Source organism: Geodermatophilus sp. URMC 65, from assembly GCF_053502545.1.
The window spans coordinates 4,855,710-4,873,202 of the sequence record NZ_CP199954.1 but is presented as its reverse complement, the minus strand read 5'-3'; the positions used below and the strand labels follow the sequence as shown (position 1 = coordinate 4,873,202).

The window sequence follows — 17,493 nt, the reverse complement described above, 5'->3', positions numbered from 1 at the left end:
CGGTGGTGCTCCCCCCTCGGACGACCGCGCGAGCTCGGTCATCGGTCCTCCAGATAGCGGTGCACCAGGGTGACCGCCATCGCGCCCTCGCCGACCGCCGAGGCGACGCGCTTGACCGAGTCGGCCCGCACGTCCCCGGCGACGAACACGCCGGGCAGGCTGGTCTCCAGCAGGTACGGGTCGCGGTCGAGGTCCCATCCGGCGGGACGGCGCCCCTCGCGCAGGAGCGCCGGGCCGGTGGGGATGAAGCCGCGCTCGTCGCGCGCCACCACGCCGTCCAGCCAGCCGGTCCGCGGCGCGCCGCCGATGAAGACGAACAGGTGGCTGGCCGGCAACGTCTCCCGCTCACCGGTCCGCGCGTCCTCCACCGTGAGCGCCTCCAGGTGTCCGTCGCCCTGCGCGCCGGCCACGGTGGTGCAGGTGCGGACCGAGATGGACCCGATGCCGGCGATCTGCTCGATGAGGTAGGCCGACATCGACGCCTCCAGGGAGGGACCGCGCACCAGCAGGCACACCGAGCTGGCGTACCGGGAGAAGAACACCGCCGCCTGCCCGGCCGAGTTGGCCCCGCCCACGATGTAGACGTCGCTGTCGGCGCACGCGGCTGCCTCGGTCATCGCGGAGCCGTAGTAGACGCCGCGCCCGGTCAGGTCGTCGACGCCGTCCACACCGAGGCTCCGGTAGGAGACGCCGGTGGCGAGGACGACCGCGTGCGCGCCGATGCGGCGGCCGTCGTCGAGGTGCAGCACCCGCTTGGGCCCGTGCGCCTCGAGGGCCACGACGTCGCGGGCCAGCAGCAGCTCGGCGCCGAACTTGACCGCCTGCCGGCGGGCCCGGTCGGCCAGCTGCCCACCGGAGACGCCGTCGGGGAAGCCCAGGTAGTTCTCGATCCGGCTGCTCTGCCCGGCCTGCCCGCCCGTGGCCTCCCGCTCGACCAGCACGGTGCGCAGCCCCTCGGAGGCGCCGTACACGGCGGCGCCCAACCCGGCCGGCCCCCCGCCCACGACCACCAGGTCGTAGAACTCCTCCCGCGGGTCGACGGCGAGCCCGGCGACGGCGGCCAGCTCCGCCTCACCGGGGTGCTTGAGGACCTGCGCGTCGGCGGTGACGACGACGGGGACGTCGTCCGGCCCGGCTCCGGCGGCGGCGAGGATCCGCTGTCCGTCCGGCTCGTCGGCGTTGAACCAGCGGTACGGGACGGCGTTGCGGGCCAGCAGGTCGCGGGCGCGGAAGGACGGCGCCGACCAGCGGTGCCCGACCAGCTTGACCCCGTGCACCTCCGGGTCGGGGGTGTCGTGCCAGGCGGCCAGCATCGCGTCGATGGTGGGGTACAGCTTCTCCTCGGGCGGGTCCCAGGGCTTGAGCAGGTAGGCGTCGACGTCGACGTCGTTGATCGCCGCGATCGCGGCGTCGGTGTCGGCGTAGGCCGTGAGCAGCGCGCGGCGGGCCCGCGGGACCAGGTCCATCGCCCGCTCGAGGAACTCGATGCCGTTCATCTCCGGCATCCGGTGGTCGGCCAGCAGCACCGCCACCGGGTCGCCGCGCAGCTTCAGCTCGCGCAGCGCCTCGAGGGCCTCGCCGCCGGAGCCGGCCCGCAGCACCCGGTACGCCTCGCCGTAGTGACGGCGCAGGTCCCGGGCGACGGCGCGGGAGACCTGCGGGTCGTCGTCGACGGTGAGCAGCACGGGTCGGCCCATGGCGGCCTCCAGTCCGGGCCCGCCGCGGGCCGGGTGGGTGCGGGAGGACGGCGTCGTCGCCGGCTGCTGCCACGCTAGCCCGCGGTGCCGCCCCGGCGACAGCCTCGCGGGCACGAGCGCCTATGGGCTCAGCAATCGTCCGGTGACGCTGCGGTGACGCCGCGAGCGGGAGTCTGCGGGCGATCCGCGACGGACGGTCCGCGCGGAGGACCCGGAGGGCCGATGCCGTGTTCCAGGAGTCGGTCCCGACGCACCGAGACGGTGGTGCGGCCGGGGTCAGGGCTCCCGGCACCGACGTGCCCGACGACCTCCTCGAGGCGCAGCGCCGCGTCGTCCGACTCCTGGGCGAGCGGCGACCCCCACCCCGCGCAGTGCCGCAACGGCACGCAGTGGGACACCCCGAGGTGCGCAAGACGCTGGAGAACACCAGCGACCGGCTGCGCCGGCTGTGTGACCCGGCGATGCGGTCCGACGCGCGCGACTGCAGGCTGCGTGCGCTGCTGAGGAGGACCGAGTGGCTCACCGGCGACGAAGACCCTCGTCCACCGACGCCCGAGCAGGCCTGGGAGCTCGCGGACGCGCTGCGGGCCCTGTGGCTGGACCTGGCCTCCGAGGACGCACTCCTCGCCTACGCGAGCGAGCACCCGGTGCCGAGGCCCGCGACGTCCGCCAGTGCCGCCGAACGGGCTGCCCACCTGCGTGTGTGGCTCCTGCACGACCACGACGCGAGACGCAAGCGCGGTTCCCACGAACGGGCCCGGGCCGCGCTGAGGACCCACTACCTGCAGCGGGTCGGCGCGATCCTGTGGGCCCTCGTGCTGACGTCCACGGTCGTCGGGATCATCGTCGCCGACGACGTCGGCGGTCTCCTGCTCACGGCGTTGGCCGGTGCCACAGGTGGGGCGCTGAGCGGCACACGTGCGCTCCGCGACGCGGTGAACCTCACCAGAGCCCGTGGGTTCCAGGCGTGGTGGTGGATCCAGCCGGCGGTGGGAGCAGCCGTGGGCCTGCTCGTGTACGCGGTGCTCCAGTCCCCGATCCTGTCGCTCCCCGGGTCCGACGCGACGAGCAACACGGCCCGCACCAGTTCGTTCGTCGTCTACGCCTTCGCGGCCGGCTTCTCCGAGCCCTTCATCCTCGGCATCCTGGCGAAGATCACCGGCGCGGCGGACGCGGCTGCCAACGACGCCGCCAACCCCCCTCGCCCCAGTGGCCTGACGGGAGAGCCCGTCGCCGTCCCGTCCCCCGACGTCGGAGGTCGCAGGAGCACGGGGTGACCACAGGCGTTCAGGGGCGGTGGACCGGCTCCGGGAAGGTCTCGCGGACGGCGACCATGTCGAGCTCGCGGACGGTGGCGATGAGCAGCTCCACGGAGTCCTCGGGGAACCAGCCCGGCTCGGCGAACACCGGCACGCCGTCGCGGAAGACCATGAGGCTCGGCGCCCGCTTCACCCCGACCGCCGCAGCCAGCCCCGGCTCGGCGCGGAGGTCGACGGTCGTGAAGCGCAGGTCCGGGTGGCGCTGCGCGGCGGCGTCGAAGACCTGCGCGAAGGCCCGGCTCGACCCGGACCCCGCGTCGCGGAAGTCGACCAGCACGATCCCCGCGGCCTGCGTCGCCGCCGCGAAGTCGTCCCCCGAGAGGCTGACCGTCCCCATGCTGACCTCCGTCCCCCGGACCGAGTGTGCTCCGCCCGTCGCGCGACGGCTTCCGCGGAGCGGGGCGCCGTCCCTACCGTGACGGTCGTGGACGCTGCCGCTGCGATCGACCCGTCCGTGCCGCCGAGCGGCACGGGCTGCCTGGAGTGCGAGGCCACCGGTGGGTGGTGGTTCCACCTGCGCCGCTGCGCTGCCTGCGGGCACGTGGGCTGCTGCGACTCCTCCCCCTCGCAGCACGCCCGCCGGCACGCCGCCGAGGCCGGGCACCCGGTCATCCGCAGCTTCGAGCCCGGGGAGAGCTGGTTCTGGGACTTCACCCGCGAGGACGTCGTCCCCGGCCCCGAGCTCGCGCCGCCCGCCCACCACCCGCTGGACCAGCCGGCACCGGGCCCGCGCGACCGGGTGCCGGCCGACTGGCAGTCCCGCCTGCACTGAGGCCCGGCCCCGTCGGGTGCTGCGAACTCGTGGTCATCAGCGCGCGATGACCACGAGTTCGTCGCACTCGGGGCGGCGGCGCGTGCTCAGCGGGCGGTGAGGTGGGCGACGACGAGGTCGCCGAGCATCCGGCGCTGGTGCTCGCGCCGCTCGGGGTCGAGCATGTCCCGGCCGAACAGGGCGCGCCACGTGTGCCGGTTCGCCGTCCGGAAGACGCAGTAGGCGCTGATCACCTGGTGCACGTCGAGGGCGTCGACGTCGTCCCGGAACAGCCCGGCGTCCCAGCCGCGCTCGAGGATCCGGCCGAGGACGTCGAGCACCGGGTTGGCCAGCCCGGACAGCGCCTCGGAACGGGCGATGTGCTCGGCGCGGTGGATGTTCTCGATGCTGACCAGCCGGATGAACTCCGGGTGGGCCTCGTGGTGGTCGAAGGTCAGCCCGGCGAGCTCGCGCACCGCCTGCACCGGGTCGAGGTGCTCGACGTCGAGCTGCTGCTCGAGGCCGCGGATCCGCTTGTAGGCCCGCTCCAGGACGGCGACGTAGAGCTGCTCCTTGCCGCCGAAGTAGTAGTAGATCATCCGCTTGGTGGTGCTCGTCTTGGCGGCGATCTCGTCGACCCGCGCCCCGGCGTAGCCGCGGTCGGCGAACTCGCTGGTGGCCACGTCGAGGATCTCCGCGCGGGTGCGCTCGGCGTCGCGCTGCCGCGGCGGATCGGGGACGGCTGCGACCGAGGGGACGGGCTCGTCGGGCAGCGGCTGGGCGGCGGACGACACGGCTGCGGACCCCTTCACGTCGGTGGACTGACCCCGAGCCTAGGACGGCTGGCGGCGGGTCCCGGCAGGTCGACCGGATCCCCGATCACGTCGCCTCCCCGGCGTCGGAGGGGCCGGTGGCCGGGCCGACGGGAGTCGGCCCGGCCACCGGGGTGGGGTACGGGGTTCAGAGCGAGGCGCGGATGCGCTCGTACTCCTCGCGGGGCACCACCGGTGCGTCGTCGCGGCCCAGGTCGTCCATGTGCACCCGGTGGGTCTCCCGGGCCGACCAGGCGGCCGTCGCCGCGATGATCCCGATGCCGAAGGTGATGCCGCCGACGATCAGCGGCACGTTGGCGTCGCCAGGGGCGATGATCGCGTACAGGGTGGGCAGGAACGCCGTGATCATCGTGCCCAGGTTCTGCGAGACCGCGAAGGCGGTGACCCGGGTCCGCGTGGGGAAGAGCTCCTGGTAGAAGGCCGGGAAGACCGCGTTGTAGCCCTGGTAGACGACGCCCCACATCAGGATGGCGAACACGAAGGCCCAGACCACGGAGCCCTGGCTGATCGCGTAGAGGTAGGCGAAGGACAGCGCCGTCGAGCCCAGGGCGCCGACGATGATGCAGGGCCGCCGGCCGATGCGGTCGGACAGGTTGCCGACGTAGGGGATCAGCAGCACGGCGACCGCGTTGCCGACCACGGAGATCCACAGGTAGGTGGCGGGGCTGAACTCGATGCCGTACGCCTCCTGCGTGGCGTAGGTGGCGCCGAACACGGTGGTCGCCACCGGGACGGCGTTCATCAGCGCCATGCAGACCACCCGCAGCATGTCCGGACCGCTCTCCCGGACCGCCTGGACGATCGGCGCCTTGGGCACCTCGCCGTGCACGGCCTCCTCCTGGAAGACCGGCGTCTCGTCGACCCGGCGTCGGATGATGACGCCGGCGATCACCACGAGGGCGGACAGCAGGAACGGGATCCGCCAACCCCAGGACTGGAACGCCTCCTCGGGCAGGATCGCCGCCAGCGGCAGGAACACCGCGGCGGCGAGGATCTGCCCGGCCTGGACGCCCTGCAGGGTGTAGCTGGCGTAGTAGCCGCGCCGACCGAAGGGCGCGTGCTCGACGATCATCGCGCTGGCGCCGGAGATCTCGCCGCCGACGGCGAAGCCCTGCACCAGCCGCAGCGCCACCAGCAGCGCCGGGGCCAGGAGGCCCACCTGCTGGTAGGTGGGCAGCAGCGCGACGAGGAACGTGGACACGCCCATCAGCAGCATGCAGAGCACCAGCACGTTCTTGCGGCCGCGGGTGTCACCCCAGTGGCCGAGGACGAACGCCCCGATCGGCCGGGCGACGTAGCCCACCCCGAAGGTGGCCAGCGAGACGATGATCCCGATCTGCGGGTCGGACTCCGGGAAGAAGATCGTCGGGAACACCAGGGCGGCGGCCTGGGCGTAGATGAAGAAGTCGTAGTACTCCAGCGCGCTGCCCATCCAGCCGCTGGCCGCGGCCTTCTTGGGCGTCTTCTTGAACTCGCTGGGCTCGTGCGAGCCGGGCTCGGCCACTGCGTCGCGCATCGGTCCTCCTGGGAGGGAAGGGGGTGCGCCGGCGGGCGCGGGGACGGCGGTGCTCGGTGCGGAGAGCGAGCGCGGTGACCGGCACCACGTCCGCAATGAACTAATTGGTACATTAGCGTGGCGTGGAACACAAGCCCCGGCCCGCGAGCGGTCGCGATCCGCCGGTGGAGGCTGGTGCGGGACGGCCGGATGTGGTCTGCTGCACAGCAACTCACCAGTTGGTACATAAGAGGGGGCGGTCCCGTGACGGACGGTTCGCAGGGTTTCCTGGTCGGTCTGGTCGGCAGCGGCATCGGCCCCTCGCTGTCCCCACCGCTGCACGAGCGCGAGGCCGACGAGCTGGGCCTGCGCTACCTCTACCGTCGGCTGGACCTCGACCGGCTGCAGCGGCCGGCGTCGGCGATCGGGGAGGTCCTCGCCGCCGCCCGGCTGGTCGGCTACGACGGGCTCAACGTCACCCACCCCTGCAAGCAGCTGGTGCTCGAGCACCTCGACGAGCTCTCCCCCGACGCCGCGGCCCTCGGTGCGGTGAACACCGTCGTCCTCCGCGACGGCCGGGCGGTCGGGCACAACACCGACTGGTCCGGCTTCGCCCGGGCCTTCGACCGCGGCCTGCCCGAGGCCCCGCTGGACCAGGTCGTGCTGCTCGGCGCCGGCGGCGCCGGCGCCGCGGTCGCCCACGCGCTGCTCACTCTCGGCACCCGCCGGCTGACCGTCCTCGACACGGACGGCCGACGGGCCGGCGAGCTCGCCGCATCGCTGGGCGGGCGCTTCGGCGCCGACCGCGCCGCGGGCAGCGACCTGGGCGCGCTCCCGGCCGCACTCGAGCGCGCCGACGGTCTGGTGCACGCGACGCCCACCGGCATGGCCGCCCACCCCGGGCTGCCGCTGGACGCCGGCCTGCTGCGACCGCAGCTGTGGGTGGCCGACATCGTCTACCGGCCCCTGGAGACCGCGCTGGTCCGCACCGCCCGCGAGCTGGGCTGCCGGGTGCTCGACGGCGGCGGGATGGCCGTGTTCCAGGCCGTCGACGCCTTCCGGCTGTTCACCGGCGTCGAGCCCGACGCCGAACGCATGCTGGCCCACTTCACGACGCTGGTCTCCGGCCCGGGGCACGACGTCCGTGTCGGCTAGAGCAAGGACCGAGTCCTCCCCACTCCTCGCAGGCTCGGGACGGGGCCGACCCGCCCGCTGCCCGCGTCGCGCGATCGCGACGGTCTGCCTCTCCGGGACCCTCGAGGACAAGATCGCCGCGGCCGCCGCCGCCGGGTTCGACGGCATCGAGGTGTTCGAGCCCGACCTGGTCGCCTCCCCCTGGTCACCCGCGGAGCTGGCCGCCCGCTGCGCCGACCTCGGTCTGTCGATCGACCTCTACCAGCCCTTCCGCGACCTGGACTCCACCGATCCCGACCGCTTCGCCCGCAACCTGCGCCGGGCCGAGCACAAGTTCGACGTGATGGCCGCGCTGGGCGTCGACACCGTGCTGGTGTGCTCCTCGGTCGCGCCGGACGCCGTCGAGGACGCCGACCGGCTGGCCGGGCAGTTGGCCGCCGCCGCCACCCGCGCCGGCGAGCGCGGCCTGCGGATCGCCTACGAGGCACTGGCCTGGGGCCGGCACGTGTCGACCTGGGAGCGGTCGTGGGACGCCGTCCGCCGGGCGGACTCCCCCGCCCTCGGGCTGTGCCTGGACAGCTTCCACGTGCTCTCCCGCGGCGGCGACCCGGCCGGCTTCGCCGACGTCCCCGGGGAGAAGCTGTTCTTCCTGCAGCTGGCCGACGCCCCGCAGCTGGCCATGGACGTGCTGCAGTGGAGCCGGCACCACCGCCTCTTCCCGGGTCAGGGCGCCTTCGACCTGCCCGGCTTCGTCGCCGCGGTGCTCGCCACCGGCTACACCGGGCCGCTGTCGCTCGAGGTCTTCAACGACGTCTACCGGCAGGCCGACCCGGCCCGGACCGCGGTGGACGCGATGCGCTCGCTGCAGTGGCTGGAGGAGGCGCTGGCGCTGCGCGACCCGGCGTCCGGCCTCCCGCTGCCCCCGGCCGCACCCGCGCTGTCGGGCTGGTCGTTCACCGAGCTCGGCATCGACGGCGTCTCCGGTCCGCGGGTGGCCGAGGTGCTCGCCGCGCTCGGCTTCACCCACACCGGCCAGCACCGCTCCAAGCCGGTGCAGCTGTGGGAGCAGGGCCGCGCGCGGGTGCTGCTGAACGCGTCGGTGGTACGCCCGGCCGCGGCCGGTGTCGCGTCGGTCGCCGCGCTCGGCCTGGAGAGCGCGGACCCCGGCCGCTCGGCCGCCCGCGCCGAGGCGATGAGCGCCCCGGTCCTCCCCCGCACCCGCGGCGTCGCGGAGGCCGAGCTGTCGGCCGTGGCCGCGCCCGACGGCACCCAGGTCTTCTTCACCCGCACCGTCCCCGACGGCTGGCCGGCCGACTTCCTGCCCACCGGGGAGCGGCCCGGGCCGGGTGCGGGGATCACGCACGTCGACCACGTGGGGCTGACCCAGCCGTTCGACTCCTTCGACGAGGCGGGGCTGTTCTACCGCGCCGTCCTCGGACTGGAGTCGCAGGAGGTCACCGAGCTGGCCGCCCCGTTCGGCCTGGTGCGGACCCGTGCGGTCACCGATCCCGACCGCTCCGTGCGGCTGGCCCTGTCGGCCGCGACGCTGCGCCGCGGCGGCTGGGCACCCGGTGTGCCCGAGCCGCAGTACGTCGCCCTGGCCACCGACGACCTGGTCGCCACCGCGGCGGCGCTGCGCGCGGCCGGGGCGCCGCTGCTGACCCTGCCGGCCAACTACGCCGACGACCTCGAGGCCCGCTTCGACCTGCCCCCCGACCTGCTCGCCGCCGTCCGGGAGCACGGGCTGATGTACGAGGAGGACGGCGCCGGCGGCTACCTGCACCTGGCCACCGAGCTGCTCGGCGACCGGGTGTTCGTCGAGGTCGTGCAGCGCCTGGGCGGCTACGACGGCTACGGGACCGCCGACGCGCCGGTGCGGATGGCCGCCCACCGCCGCCGGCGTCAGGCGGCCGTCGTCCCGATCGCGCCCTGAGAGGGGACCGCCGGGAGCGGTGCGCGACGGGGCGGCTCAGCCGGCGCGCAGGTGGGTGTCCAGGAAGCGGAGGATCCGCGCCCAGGCGTCCTCGGCCGACGGGTGGTGGTAGCTGAGGCCGGCCACCCGCTCCAGGACGGCGAAGGGCCCGACGTCGTGCCGGTTCATGAACGAGTGCCCGGCGTCGGGGTACTCGCGGACGTCGTGCGGTACCCCGTGCTCGGTGAGCACCCGCTCCAGCCGCTGGGCCGCCCCGCGGAGGGCGCGGTCCCTGCGCCCGTAGCTGGCCACGACCGGACAGGCGCCGGCCAGCGCCCGCTCGGCGTCTCTCGGCAGCATCCCGTAGTTCGGCGCGGCGACGTCGAAGCCGCGGGTGGCCGCCAGCAGCGCGAACCCGCCGCCCATGCAGAAGCCGACGACGCCGACCCGGCCGGTGCAGTCCTCCCGGCCGGCCAGCCAGCTGCGCGCCGTCTCCAGGTCGCCGAAGGCCGGGCCGTCCTGGCGGAACAGGTCGCCGAAGGTGCGCTTCAGGCAGCGCACGGCGCCGCCGGCGCTGAACAGGTCGGGAGCGAGGGCGAGGTAGCCGGCGGCGGCGAGCCGGTCGGCCTGCTGGCGGGTGTCGTCGTTCAACCCGAAGGCCTCGTGCACCACCACCACGCCCGGCCACGGCCCCTCCGGCACGGGCGGCACCGCGAGGTGCGCGCGCAGTTCCGGTGCACTGGCCCCACCAGGGACGGTCGTGTCGGGCACGGAGCCTCCAGTCGTCCTGGCGTGTGGTCCCGGACGCTACCCAGCGCGGCCGGGCCCGGCAGCGCGAGAGGACGGGCCGCGCCCGTGGGCTGACGCAGCAGTGTCTTCCACGCGGCCGTCGGGCGCGGGATGGTCGGGACCCCGCCAGTCCAGGAGGCCACGGCATGAGCACCCCGACGCGGATGGACCCGACCTTCTACCGCAGCGCCGCCGAGGCGATCGCGGCACCGACCGAGCGACTGGCCTACGTGGTCGCGTTCGACCGCGCGGGCAGCAGGCCCGACGCCCTGACCGTCGTCGACACCGACGCCGACTCCCCCACCTACGGACAGATCGTCGGCTGGGCCGAGCTGCCCACGGTCGGCGACGAGCTGCACCACTTCGGCTGGAACGCCTGCTCCAGCGCGCTGATGCACGAGGGGCACGACATGGGCCACGACGGCCTGCAGCGCCGCTACCTGCTGCTGCCCGGCCTGCGCAGCTCGAACGTGTACGTCTACGACACCCACCCCGATCCGCGCGCGCCCCGGCTGCACAAGACGATCGGGGCGGAGGAGCTGGCGGAGAAGGCCGGCTACTCACGGCCGCACACGCTGCACTGCGGGCCGGACGGCGTCTTCCTCACCTGCCTGGGCAGCGGGGACGGGGACGACGGCCCCGGCGGGATCGCGCTGCTGGACCACAGCACCTTCGACGTCCTGCGGGCGTGGGAGACCGACCGCGGCCCCCAGTACCTGGCCTACGACGCGTGGTGGCACCTCAACCAGAACACCCTGGTCTCCAGCGAGTGGGGCACCCCCTCGATGGTCGAGGACGGGCTGGTGCCCGAGCTGCTGCTGGACAACGAGTACGGCCACCGCATCCACTTCTGGGACCTCGCCGAGGGCAGGCACGTGCAGGAGGTCGACCTCGGCCCCGAGCACCAGATGGTGCTGGAGCTGCGGCCCTCCCACGACCCGGACGCCACCTGGGGGTTCGTCGGCGTCGTCGTCTCGACCGCCGACCTGTCGGCGTCGGTGTGGCGCTGGCACCGGGACGGCGACCGCTGGACGGCGGACCAGGTGATCACCATCCCCGCCGAGCCGGCCGACCCCGACGACCTGCCGCCCGCGCTGAAGCCGTTCTCCGCGGTGCCGCCGCTGGTCACCGACATCGACCTGTCGGTCGACGACCGGATGCTCTACGTCTCGTGCTGGGGCATCGGCGAGCTCAAGCAGTACGACGTCAGCGACCCGGCGCACCCGCGCGAGGTGGGCTCGGTCCACCTGGGCGGCGTGGTGCGGAAGACCGCCCACCCGGCCGCACCCGGTGAACCGCTGGCCGGCGGTCCGCAGATGGTCGAGGTCAGCCGCGACGGCCGGCGCATCTACGTCACCAACTCGCTGTACGGCGCGTGGGACGACCAGTTCTTCCCCGACGGCACCGGCTCCTGGATGGCCAAGATCGACACCGACCCGGGGACCGGTGGCCTCACCCTCGACCAGCGGTTCTTCCCGCACGGCGAGGACTGGCGCGGTCTGCGGCCGCACCAGGTGCGACTGCAGGGCGGTGACGCCTCCTCGGATTCGTACTGCTACCGGTGAAGGACCCCGTCCTCCTCACCACTCGCGAGCTCGCGGCGAGCCTCTGGACGGGGCCGCCCGGAGAGGGGGTCCTTCAGCCGGTGAAGGCCAGCGTCTCGGCCAGCCGGGTGGGCGTCACCGTCTTGAGCCGGGCGACGGCGTCGGCCAGCGGCACCAGCTCGATCTCGGTGCCGCGCAGCGCCACCATCTGACCGACCTTGCCGTCGTGCGCGGCGACGGTGGCGTGCAGGCCGAAGCGGGTGGCCAGCACCCGGTCGAAGGACGTCGGGGTGCCGCCGCGCTGCACGTGGCCGAGCACGGTGGTGCGCACCTCCTTGCCGGTGCGCCGCTCCAGTTCCTCGCCGAGCTGCTGTGCCACACCGGTGAACCGCTTGTGGCCGTACTCGTCGACGCCGCCGTCGCGGACCAGCATCGTGCCGGGCAGCGGGGACGCGCCCTCGGCGACGACGCCGATGACGTGCGAGTCGCCGCGGGCGAAGCGGTCCTCGACGATCTTCGCCACCTCGGCGACGTCGAAGGGCTCCTCGGGCACCAGGGTCAGGTGCGCGCCGGCGGCGAGGCCCGCGTGCAGCGCGATCCACCCGGCGTGCCGGCCCATGACCTCCACCAGCAGCACCCGCTGGTGGGACTCGGCGGTGGTGTGCAGCCGGTCGATCATCTCCGTGGCGACGCTGACCGCGGTGTCGAAGCCGAAGGTCAGGTCGGTGCAGTCGATGTCGTTGTCGATGGTCTTGGGGATGCCGACCACCGGGACGCCGGCCTCCGACAGCAGGTGGGCCGCGGTGAGCGTGCCCTCGCCGCCGATCGGGATGAGCACGTCGACCCCGTGCTGCGCCAGCACGGCCTTCATGTCGTCGAGGCCGGCGTGCAGCTTCTCCGGCGCCACCCGGGCCGAGCCCAGCGTCGTCCCGCCGCGGGTGAGCAGGCCGTCGACGGCGGCGACGTCCAGCGGCGTGGTCCGGTTCTCGAGCAGGCCGCGCCAGCCGTCGCGGAATCCGATCACCGAGCTGCCGTACTGGGTCGCCGCGGTGCGGACGACCGAGCGGATGACGGCATTGAGGCCGGGGCAGTCGCCCCCGCCGGTCAGGACACCGATGCGCACCGGCTGTCTCCCTGGGTCGTGGGCCGGGTCGCCGTCGACCATACGTCATGACGACATGACGACGCCGCGACACGTCCACCCAGTCTCCCTCGACCGCGCTCGCCGTCCCGTCCGCCCACACCACCAGCCCCGTGCGCCCCGGACGCATCGCCAGCCACCGCACAGCATCCGCGCCCTGGGCGTATGCGGCCGTGGCACCGAGGGCGGCGTCGGTGAGCGAGGCGGCCACGACGGTGACCGACATCACGCCATCGGGCGGGGCGCCGGTGCCGGCGTCGAGGGTCTGGCACGGGGGTCGCCCGGACCCGCGCTGGCAGTCGCTGGACGCCGGTCAGGGCCGGCCGTCGTCCTCGCCCGCGGCCACCACGTCGGCCAGGGCCGCCAGCTGGTCCCGCGCGGCGGCGGCCACCCGGGACGGCACACCCAGGTCGGCCAGCTGCTGGGCGGCGGCCGCCATCTCCGCGGCCCGGCGGCGGGCGTGCTGGCGGGACCCGGTGAGGAACACCTCGAGGTCGGAGGCGGAGAAACGGTCCAGCTCCACCGCGATGTCGCGCCGCAGCCAGTCGCCGACCTCGGCCGCCTCGGCGCCCTCCACCGCCTCCACCACGGCGGCGGCCACGCCCTTCCAGAAGACGCTGCGCAGCAGCTTGCGGGAGATCGCCGCACCGGGTGGGCCGTCGAGCACGTCCACGGTCACGCCGAAACCGGCCAGCACCTGCGCGTACCTGCGGGCGCCGTCGCCGGACACCAGCATCGGGGTGCGCAGCCCGCGCCCGGGGACGGTCGCCAGCAGCGCCACGTCGGCCACGGGGACGCCCCGGCCGGCGAGGGTCGCGGCGAGGTCCCGCTTGACGCCGGGGGCGGCGGTGTTGAGGTCGGCCCAGACGGCTCCGGGCTGCAGCCGGGGCAGCGCGTTGCGCAGCGCGACCGGCGCGTCGGCGGCGCTGTTGACGCTGAGCACCACGTCGGCGTCGGCGACGGCGGCGGCCTCGTCGGCGCGCGGCAGCACGCCGGGCGGCGGGGCCACCCGCGGGTCGTAGCCCCGGACGTCGGCACCGAGGGCGACCAGGTCTCGGGCGATCTCCGCCCCGGCCTCCCCCAGTCCCAGCAACGCGATCGCCGGCGGTCGGTCCACGGTCCCCACCTCCTGCGGCCCCGGCGGGCCGCCCCGGCGGACTGTAGGCCGGACCCGTGCGGCCGGTCAGCCGCGGCCGTCGTCCGCGAGGACGAAGAGCACCGAGATGCCGGCGAGGTCGAGCACCTTCCGGAATCGCGGGGACGCCGACCGGAGCACCGCCGGCCGCCCGTTCCGCACCGCGGACTGCGCCCACCGCACCAGCAGCGACAGCCCGGTCGAGTCGATGTAGCCGACCGAGCCGACCTGCACCGCCACCAGCTCGCGCTCGTCGACGCCCTCGGCGCGCATCCGCCGCACGAGGGGCTCGTCGACGTCGCCGAGCAGGTGCAGCACCGGGCCGGCGTCCTCCTGCACCACCCGGTAGGTGCCGCTCGGTGGCTCGGACCCGGGGTTCAGGCGGTGCACACCCCCACTGTGGCCGCGCCCGTCCGCGGCGACAACCAGGCCCCGGGGAGTGTCACCCGACCGTCACTGCACGGGGGCGTCCGGCGGTGGCAGCCGGACGGTGCGGGCCTCCTCCACCGCGGCCACGCCCTCGACCCGCAGCTCGCCGAGCGCCCGCCCGGCGGGCAGCTGCCCGGCGATCAGGCCCACCTCGGCCAGCACCTGCTCGACCTGCAGGCCGTGCCGGCGCAGCGACTCGGCGACCGCGTCCAGCTGGGCGCGGTGCGCGTCGTCGACGGTGACGATCACAGCGGTCACGGGGGAACGGTAGCCCCGGACGGCACCGCCGGGGTGGGCTCTCACCGCGGCGCGAGCGGCAGCCCCGAGCCGACGTCGGCCGACGGCGCGGTCAGCCGCCGCCCGGCCCGGGTCAGCGTCTGCCAGAGCTCCCGCCCGCGCAGCCCGGTCTCCTCGGCCCACAGCGCGGTCAGGCCGGCGACGTGCGGCGTCGCCATGCTGGTGCCGCTGATCGTGTTGTAGCGGTCCGGCAGTGGCCAGGACGAGTACACGTCCACCTCGGGCGCGGCCAGGTCGACCTGCCCACCCGGGACGGGGCTGCTGCGGGCGGAGAACCGGGCGACCGCGGAGGCGGGGTCCAGCGCGCCGACGGCCAGGATCTCCGGGCTGTTGGCCGGCACCCCGACGAAGCCGACGTCCCCGTTCTCCCGATCGGCGTTGTTGCCCGCGGCCGCCACGATCAGCGACCCCTGGTCCAGGGCCCGCCGGCCCGCCGCCGTGTAGGCCGGGCTGGGCTCGACGACGTCGGCGCCCAGCGACATCGAGATCACCTGGCACCCGTTGCGCACCGCCCAGGCGATGCCGGCGAGGATCTCGGCGTCGGTGCCCGAGCCCTCGTCGCTGAGCACCTTCCCGACGAAGACCTCCCCGTCCGAGGCGACGCCGTAGCCGCGGGACCCTCGCGGGGTGCGCGGGCCGCAGGCGGTGCCCACGCAGTGCGTGCCGTGACCGTGCACGTCCTGCGGCGACTGCCCGGCGACGAACGAGGTGGCGGTGACCGCGCGGCCGGCGAAGTCGGGGTGGTCGAGGTCGAAGCCGGTGTCGAGGTCGAAGCCGGTGTCGAGGACGGCCACCCGGATGCCGCGGCCGGTGCGCGGCGAGGCCGGCACCTCGGTGACCTGCAGGCCCCAGGTGTACTGGCAGGTGTCGGCGAAGGGCGGGATGGTGGGCTCGGCGGTGCCCCGGGCAGGTCGAGCAGCCGCCCGGTGAGGTCGGTGACGGCGTCCCGGTACCCGGCGAGGTGGCCCTCGGGGACCTCCGGCAGCACGTGCTGGACCAGCTCGGGCGTCACCGCGAGCACCGACCCGTCCTCGGCCAGCCGCCGCGGGTCGACGGCGGCCACGGCCAGCCCGAGCCCGGGGAGGACGACCGCGTCGGCCTGCCGCAGCGCCCGCGCGTCGGCGTCCCGCGGCTCGGCGTCGCGGGAGTCGACGACGTCCGAGAGCCCGGCCAGCCGGCGCAGCGCGGCCGCGCCGTCCTCGTCCGGGTCGGCGAAGACCACCACGGAGCGGCCGGTCGTCGCCGCCCGCGAGGGGACACCGATCCGCGCCCGTCCCGGGTCACCTCCGGCCGTCGGTCGTCCGATCACGGCTGCCTCCTCGTCCGGTGTGGCCCGGCGGACGGCCCGGTGCCGGAGGTCATCGTGACCCACGCCATCCTGCCCGCACCCTCAGCAGCCAAGGCGCCGCTGACCTGCGCTCGGGACGCACCGTGCCGGTCTCAGTCACCGTGGGTCACTCCGGCTCGGGGTGTCCACCCGAACCCGTCCCGCCGTTTGTCACGACCAGGTCACGGACCTACCGTTCCGGCCGTCCGACCGGGTCGTCTCCGCCACTCCCCGTGGCGACCGGGCGGACGCCGCCGAACCCCGTACCGGCCCGTCTCGCCGGATCGGGGGCCGGGGACCCACCGCAGCACCGGGGTGAAGCGCCACCCGGCCGCCAGGCCGGGCAGCGCCGGGCGACTTCCCGCCCGAACCCGTCAGCTAACTCGGTAGGCGGCCGTGGAAGGAAGGACGAACCCGCCTCCATGGCGAGTGCCCTCACCCCTGCCCGCCGTGCGGTCCCCCGCATCGTGATCGGCCTGATCGCCGTCGGCAGCCTCACCCTCGCGACCGTCCCCGCCGCCGCCAGTCCCGAGGACCCGGAGACCTCCGCCGAGGCTGCCGCCCTCGTCTCCGAGCGGGCCCACGACCTCGAGGTCGTCGCCGAGCAGTTCAACGAGGCGCGCGAGCAGCTGCGCGCCAGCCAGGACGCCGCCGCGCAGGCCGCCCGGGACGTCGCCGCCGCCGAGGCCACCCTGGCCGCGGCACGCGAGCAGGTCCGCAGCGTCGCCCGCGGCGCCTGGACCGGCGACCGACTGACCACGCTCTCGGCGATGCTCACCGCCGACTCCCCCGACGAGCTGCTGGACCGGGTCGGCACGCTCCAGGCGATCGCCGACCACACCAACGGCGTCCTCGGCGGCGCCGTGCAGGCCACGGACAGCGCCGCCGCGGCGCGCAGCGCGGCCGAGCGCACGCAGGCCGAGGCGGCCGCGCTGCTCGACCGGGTCGCCGCCCAGCAGGCCGACCTCGACCGGCAGGTCGCCACCTTCCAGGCCGTGTACGACCGGTTGGCGGCCGAGGAGCAGCGGGCCGCCCGCGAGGCCGCCGAGCGGCACGCCGCCGAGGAGACCTCGGCGGAGGCGCCCACCCCGGGGCCGTCGGAGGGCTCCTCCGGCGAGACCGCGCCCGCCGCAGCCCCGGCGCCCGCGCCGTGGGTCGCGGCGGCCGGCGGCGCCGCGCGGACCGCCGTGGACACCGCCCTGGCCCAGCTCGGCGAGCCCTACGTGTGGGCCGCCGCCGGGCCGGACGCCTTCGACTGCTCGGGCCTGGTGCAGTACGCCTACGCCGCCGCAGGCGTGCGCCTGCCGCACTCCAGCACGATGCAGTCGCAGCTGGGGACGCCGGTGTCGCGGTCGCAGCTGCAGCCCGGCGACCTGGTGTTCTTCTACAGCCCGGTCAGCCACGTCGGCATCTACGTGGGTGACGGGCAGATGGTGCACGCCTCGACCTACGGCCAGCCGGTCAAGGTCGCCCCCATCGACGCGATGGGCGGCTACAACAGCGCCCGCCGGATCGGCTGACCCCCTCCGCGACCACGGCGCGGTGACCACCCCCGAGCGGGATCCGGTGGTCACGGCGCCGTGCCCCCGCTCCCCCGGGTCGAGCACCGGTTGACCGCCGACGAGCCCGCGAGGTGCAGTACCTCCCGAGGTGCAGTACCCCCGCGGGGGCTCCACCCCTGCTTCCTCCT

Annotated in this window: 16 protein-coding genes and 1 riboswitch; of the genes, 6 read left to right on the top strand and 10 right to left on the bottom strand. The window is 75.0% G+C overall.

Annotation, left to right across the window (positions count from 1 at the left end; genetic code table 11):
* Positions 1-38 precede the first annotated feature (38 nt).
* Complete coding sequence (locus ACWIX7_RS23590) at positions 39-1,697, bottom strand: FAD-dependent oxidoreductase (RefSeq protein WP_448618833.1); 1,659 nt, start codon at positions 1,695-1,697, stop codon at positions 39-41.
* Positions 1,698-1,993: 296 nt separating this feature from the next.
* Between ACWIX7_RS23590 and ACWIX7_RS23585 the strand changes: the two genes are divergently transcribed.
* Positions 1,994-2,974, top strand: coding sequence for a hypothetical protein (locus tag ACWIX7_RS23585; RefSeq protein WP_448618832.1), 981 nt, complete (start codon positions 1,994-1,996; stop codon positions 2,972-2,974).
* Positions 2,975-2,984: 10 nt separating this feature from the next.
* On the opposite strand, the gene ACWIX7_RS23580 is transcribed toward ACWIX7_RS23585, so the two are convergent.
* Positions 2,985-3,353, bottom strand: coding sequence for a thioredoxin family protein (locus ACWIX7_RS23580; protein WP_448618831.1), 369 nt, complete (start codon positions 3,351-3,353; stop codon positions 2,985-2,987).
* 87 nt (positions 3,354-3,440) lie between these two features.
* Here ACWIX7_RS23580 and ACWIX7_RS23575 point away from each other — a divergent pair, with 87 nt between their 5' ends.
* Entirely contained in the window at positions 3,441-3,788 is a 348-nt protein-coding gene (locus tag ACWIX7_RS23575; protein ID WP_448618830.1) for a UBP-type zinc finger domain-containing protein, read from the top strand.
* Between the two features lie 86 nt (positions 3,789-3,874).
* Here the strand turns inward: ACWIX7_RS23575 and ACWIX7_RS23570 are convergent, their stop codons facing one another.
* Entirely contained in the window at positions 3,875-4,561 is a 687-nt protein-coding gene (locus tag ACWIX7_RS23570; protein WP_448618829.1) for a TetR/AcrR family transcriptional regulator, read from the bottom strand.
* A gap of 166 nt (positions 4,562-4,727) precedes the next feature.
* Entirely contained in the window at positions 4,728-6,116 is a 1,389-nt protein-coding gene (locus tag ACWIX7_RS23565) for an MFS transporter (protein WP_448618828.1), read from the bottom strand.
* Between the two features lie 243 nt (positions 6,117-6,359).
* Between ACWIX7_RS23565 and ACWIX7_RS23560 the strand changes: the two genes are divergently transcribed.
* Entirely contained in the window at positions 6,360-7,250 is an 891-nt protein-coding gene (locus ACWIX7_RS23560; RefSeq protein ID WP_448618827.1) for a shikimate dehydrogenase, read from the top strand.
* Positions 7,240-9,162 (top strand): TIM barrel protein, encoded by a 1,923-nt coding sequence (locus ACWIX7_RS23555; protein ID WP_448618826.1) that lies wholly within the window; start codon positions 7,240-7,242, stop codon positions 9,160-9,162. Before ACWIX7_RS23560 ends, ACWIX7_RS23555 begins: the two co-directional genes overlap by 11 nt.
* A gap of 36 nt (positions 9,163-9,198) precedes the next feature.
* On the opposite strand, the gene ACWIX7_RS23550 is transcribed toward ACWIX7_RS23555, so the two are convergent.
* Positions 9,199-9,912, bottom strand: a complete 714-nt coding sequence (locus tag ACWIX7_RS23550) for a dienelactone hydrolase family protein (protein ID WP_448618825.1) — start codon at positions 9,910-9,912, stop codon at positions 9,199-9,201.
* 164 nt (positions 9,913-10,076) lie between these two features.
* Between ACWIX7_RS23550 and ACWIX7_RS23545 the strand changes: the two genes are divergently transcribed.
* Positions 10,077-11,495, top strand: a complete 1,419-nt coding sequence (locus ACWIX7_RS23545; protein ID WP_448618824.1) for a selenium-binding protein SBP56-related protein — start codon at positions 10,077-10,079, stop codon at positions 11,493-11,495.
* 73 nt (positions 11,496-11,568) lie between these two features.
* On the opposite strand, the gene ACWIX7_RS23540 is transcribed toward ACWIX7_RS23545, so the two are convergent.
* The 5 genes from ACWIX7_RS23540 to ACWIX7_RS23520 all read right to left on the bottom strand — a co-directional run bounded on the left by ACWIX7_RS23540 (position 11,569) and on the right by ACWIX7_RS23520 (position 15,306).
* Entirely contained in the window at positions 11,569-12,597 is a 1,029-nt protein-coding gene (locus ACWIX7_RS23540) for an ATP-dependent 6-phosphofructokinase (protein ID WP_448618823.1), read from the bottom strand.
* Between the two features lie 331 nt (positions 12,598-12,928).
* Positions 12,929-13,732 carry a DUF1932 domain-containing protein gene (locus ACWIX7_RS23535; RefSeq protein ID WP_448618822.1) on the bottom strand — a complete coding sequence of 268 codons (804 nt, stop codon included), beginning with the start codon at positions 13,730-13,732 and terminating at the stop codon, positions 12,929-12,931.
* Between the two features lie 66 nt (positions 13,733-13,798).
* Entirely contained in the window at positions 13,799-14,140 is a 342-nt protein-coding gene (locus ACWIX7_RS23530) for an STAS domain-containing protein (protein ID WP_448618821.1), read from the bottom strand.
* 63 nt (positions 14,141-14,203) lie between these two features.
* Positions 14,204-14,437 carry a ketohydroxyglutarate aldolase gene (locus ACWIX7_RS23525; protein ID WP_139177209.1) on the bottom strand — a complete coding sequence of 78 codons (234 nt, stop codon included), beginning with the start codon at positions 14,435-14,437 and terminating at the stop codon, positions 14,204-14,206.
* Positions 14,438-14,478: 41 nt separating this feature from the next.
* The gene (locus tag ACWIX7_RS23520) at positions 14,479-15,306 is read right to left on the bottom strand and encodes a S8 family serine peptidase (protein WP_448618820.1); all 828 of its coding nucleotides are present in this window, start codon (positions 15,304-15,306) and stop codon (positions 14,479-14,481) included.
* 764 nt (positions 15,307-16,070) lie between these two features.
* Positions 16,071-16,211: riboswitch (cyclic di-AMP (ydaO/yuaA leader) on the top strand.
* Between the two features lie 14 nt (positions 16,212-16,225).
* Here ACWIX7_RS23520 and ACWIX7_RS23515 point away from each other — a divergent pair.
* Entirely contained in the window at positions 16,226-17,323 is a 1,098-nt protein-coding gene (locus tag ACWIX7_RS23515) for a C40 family peptidase (RefSeq protein WP_448618819.1), read from the top strand.
* Positions 17,324-17,493: the final 170 nt, after the last annotated feature.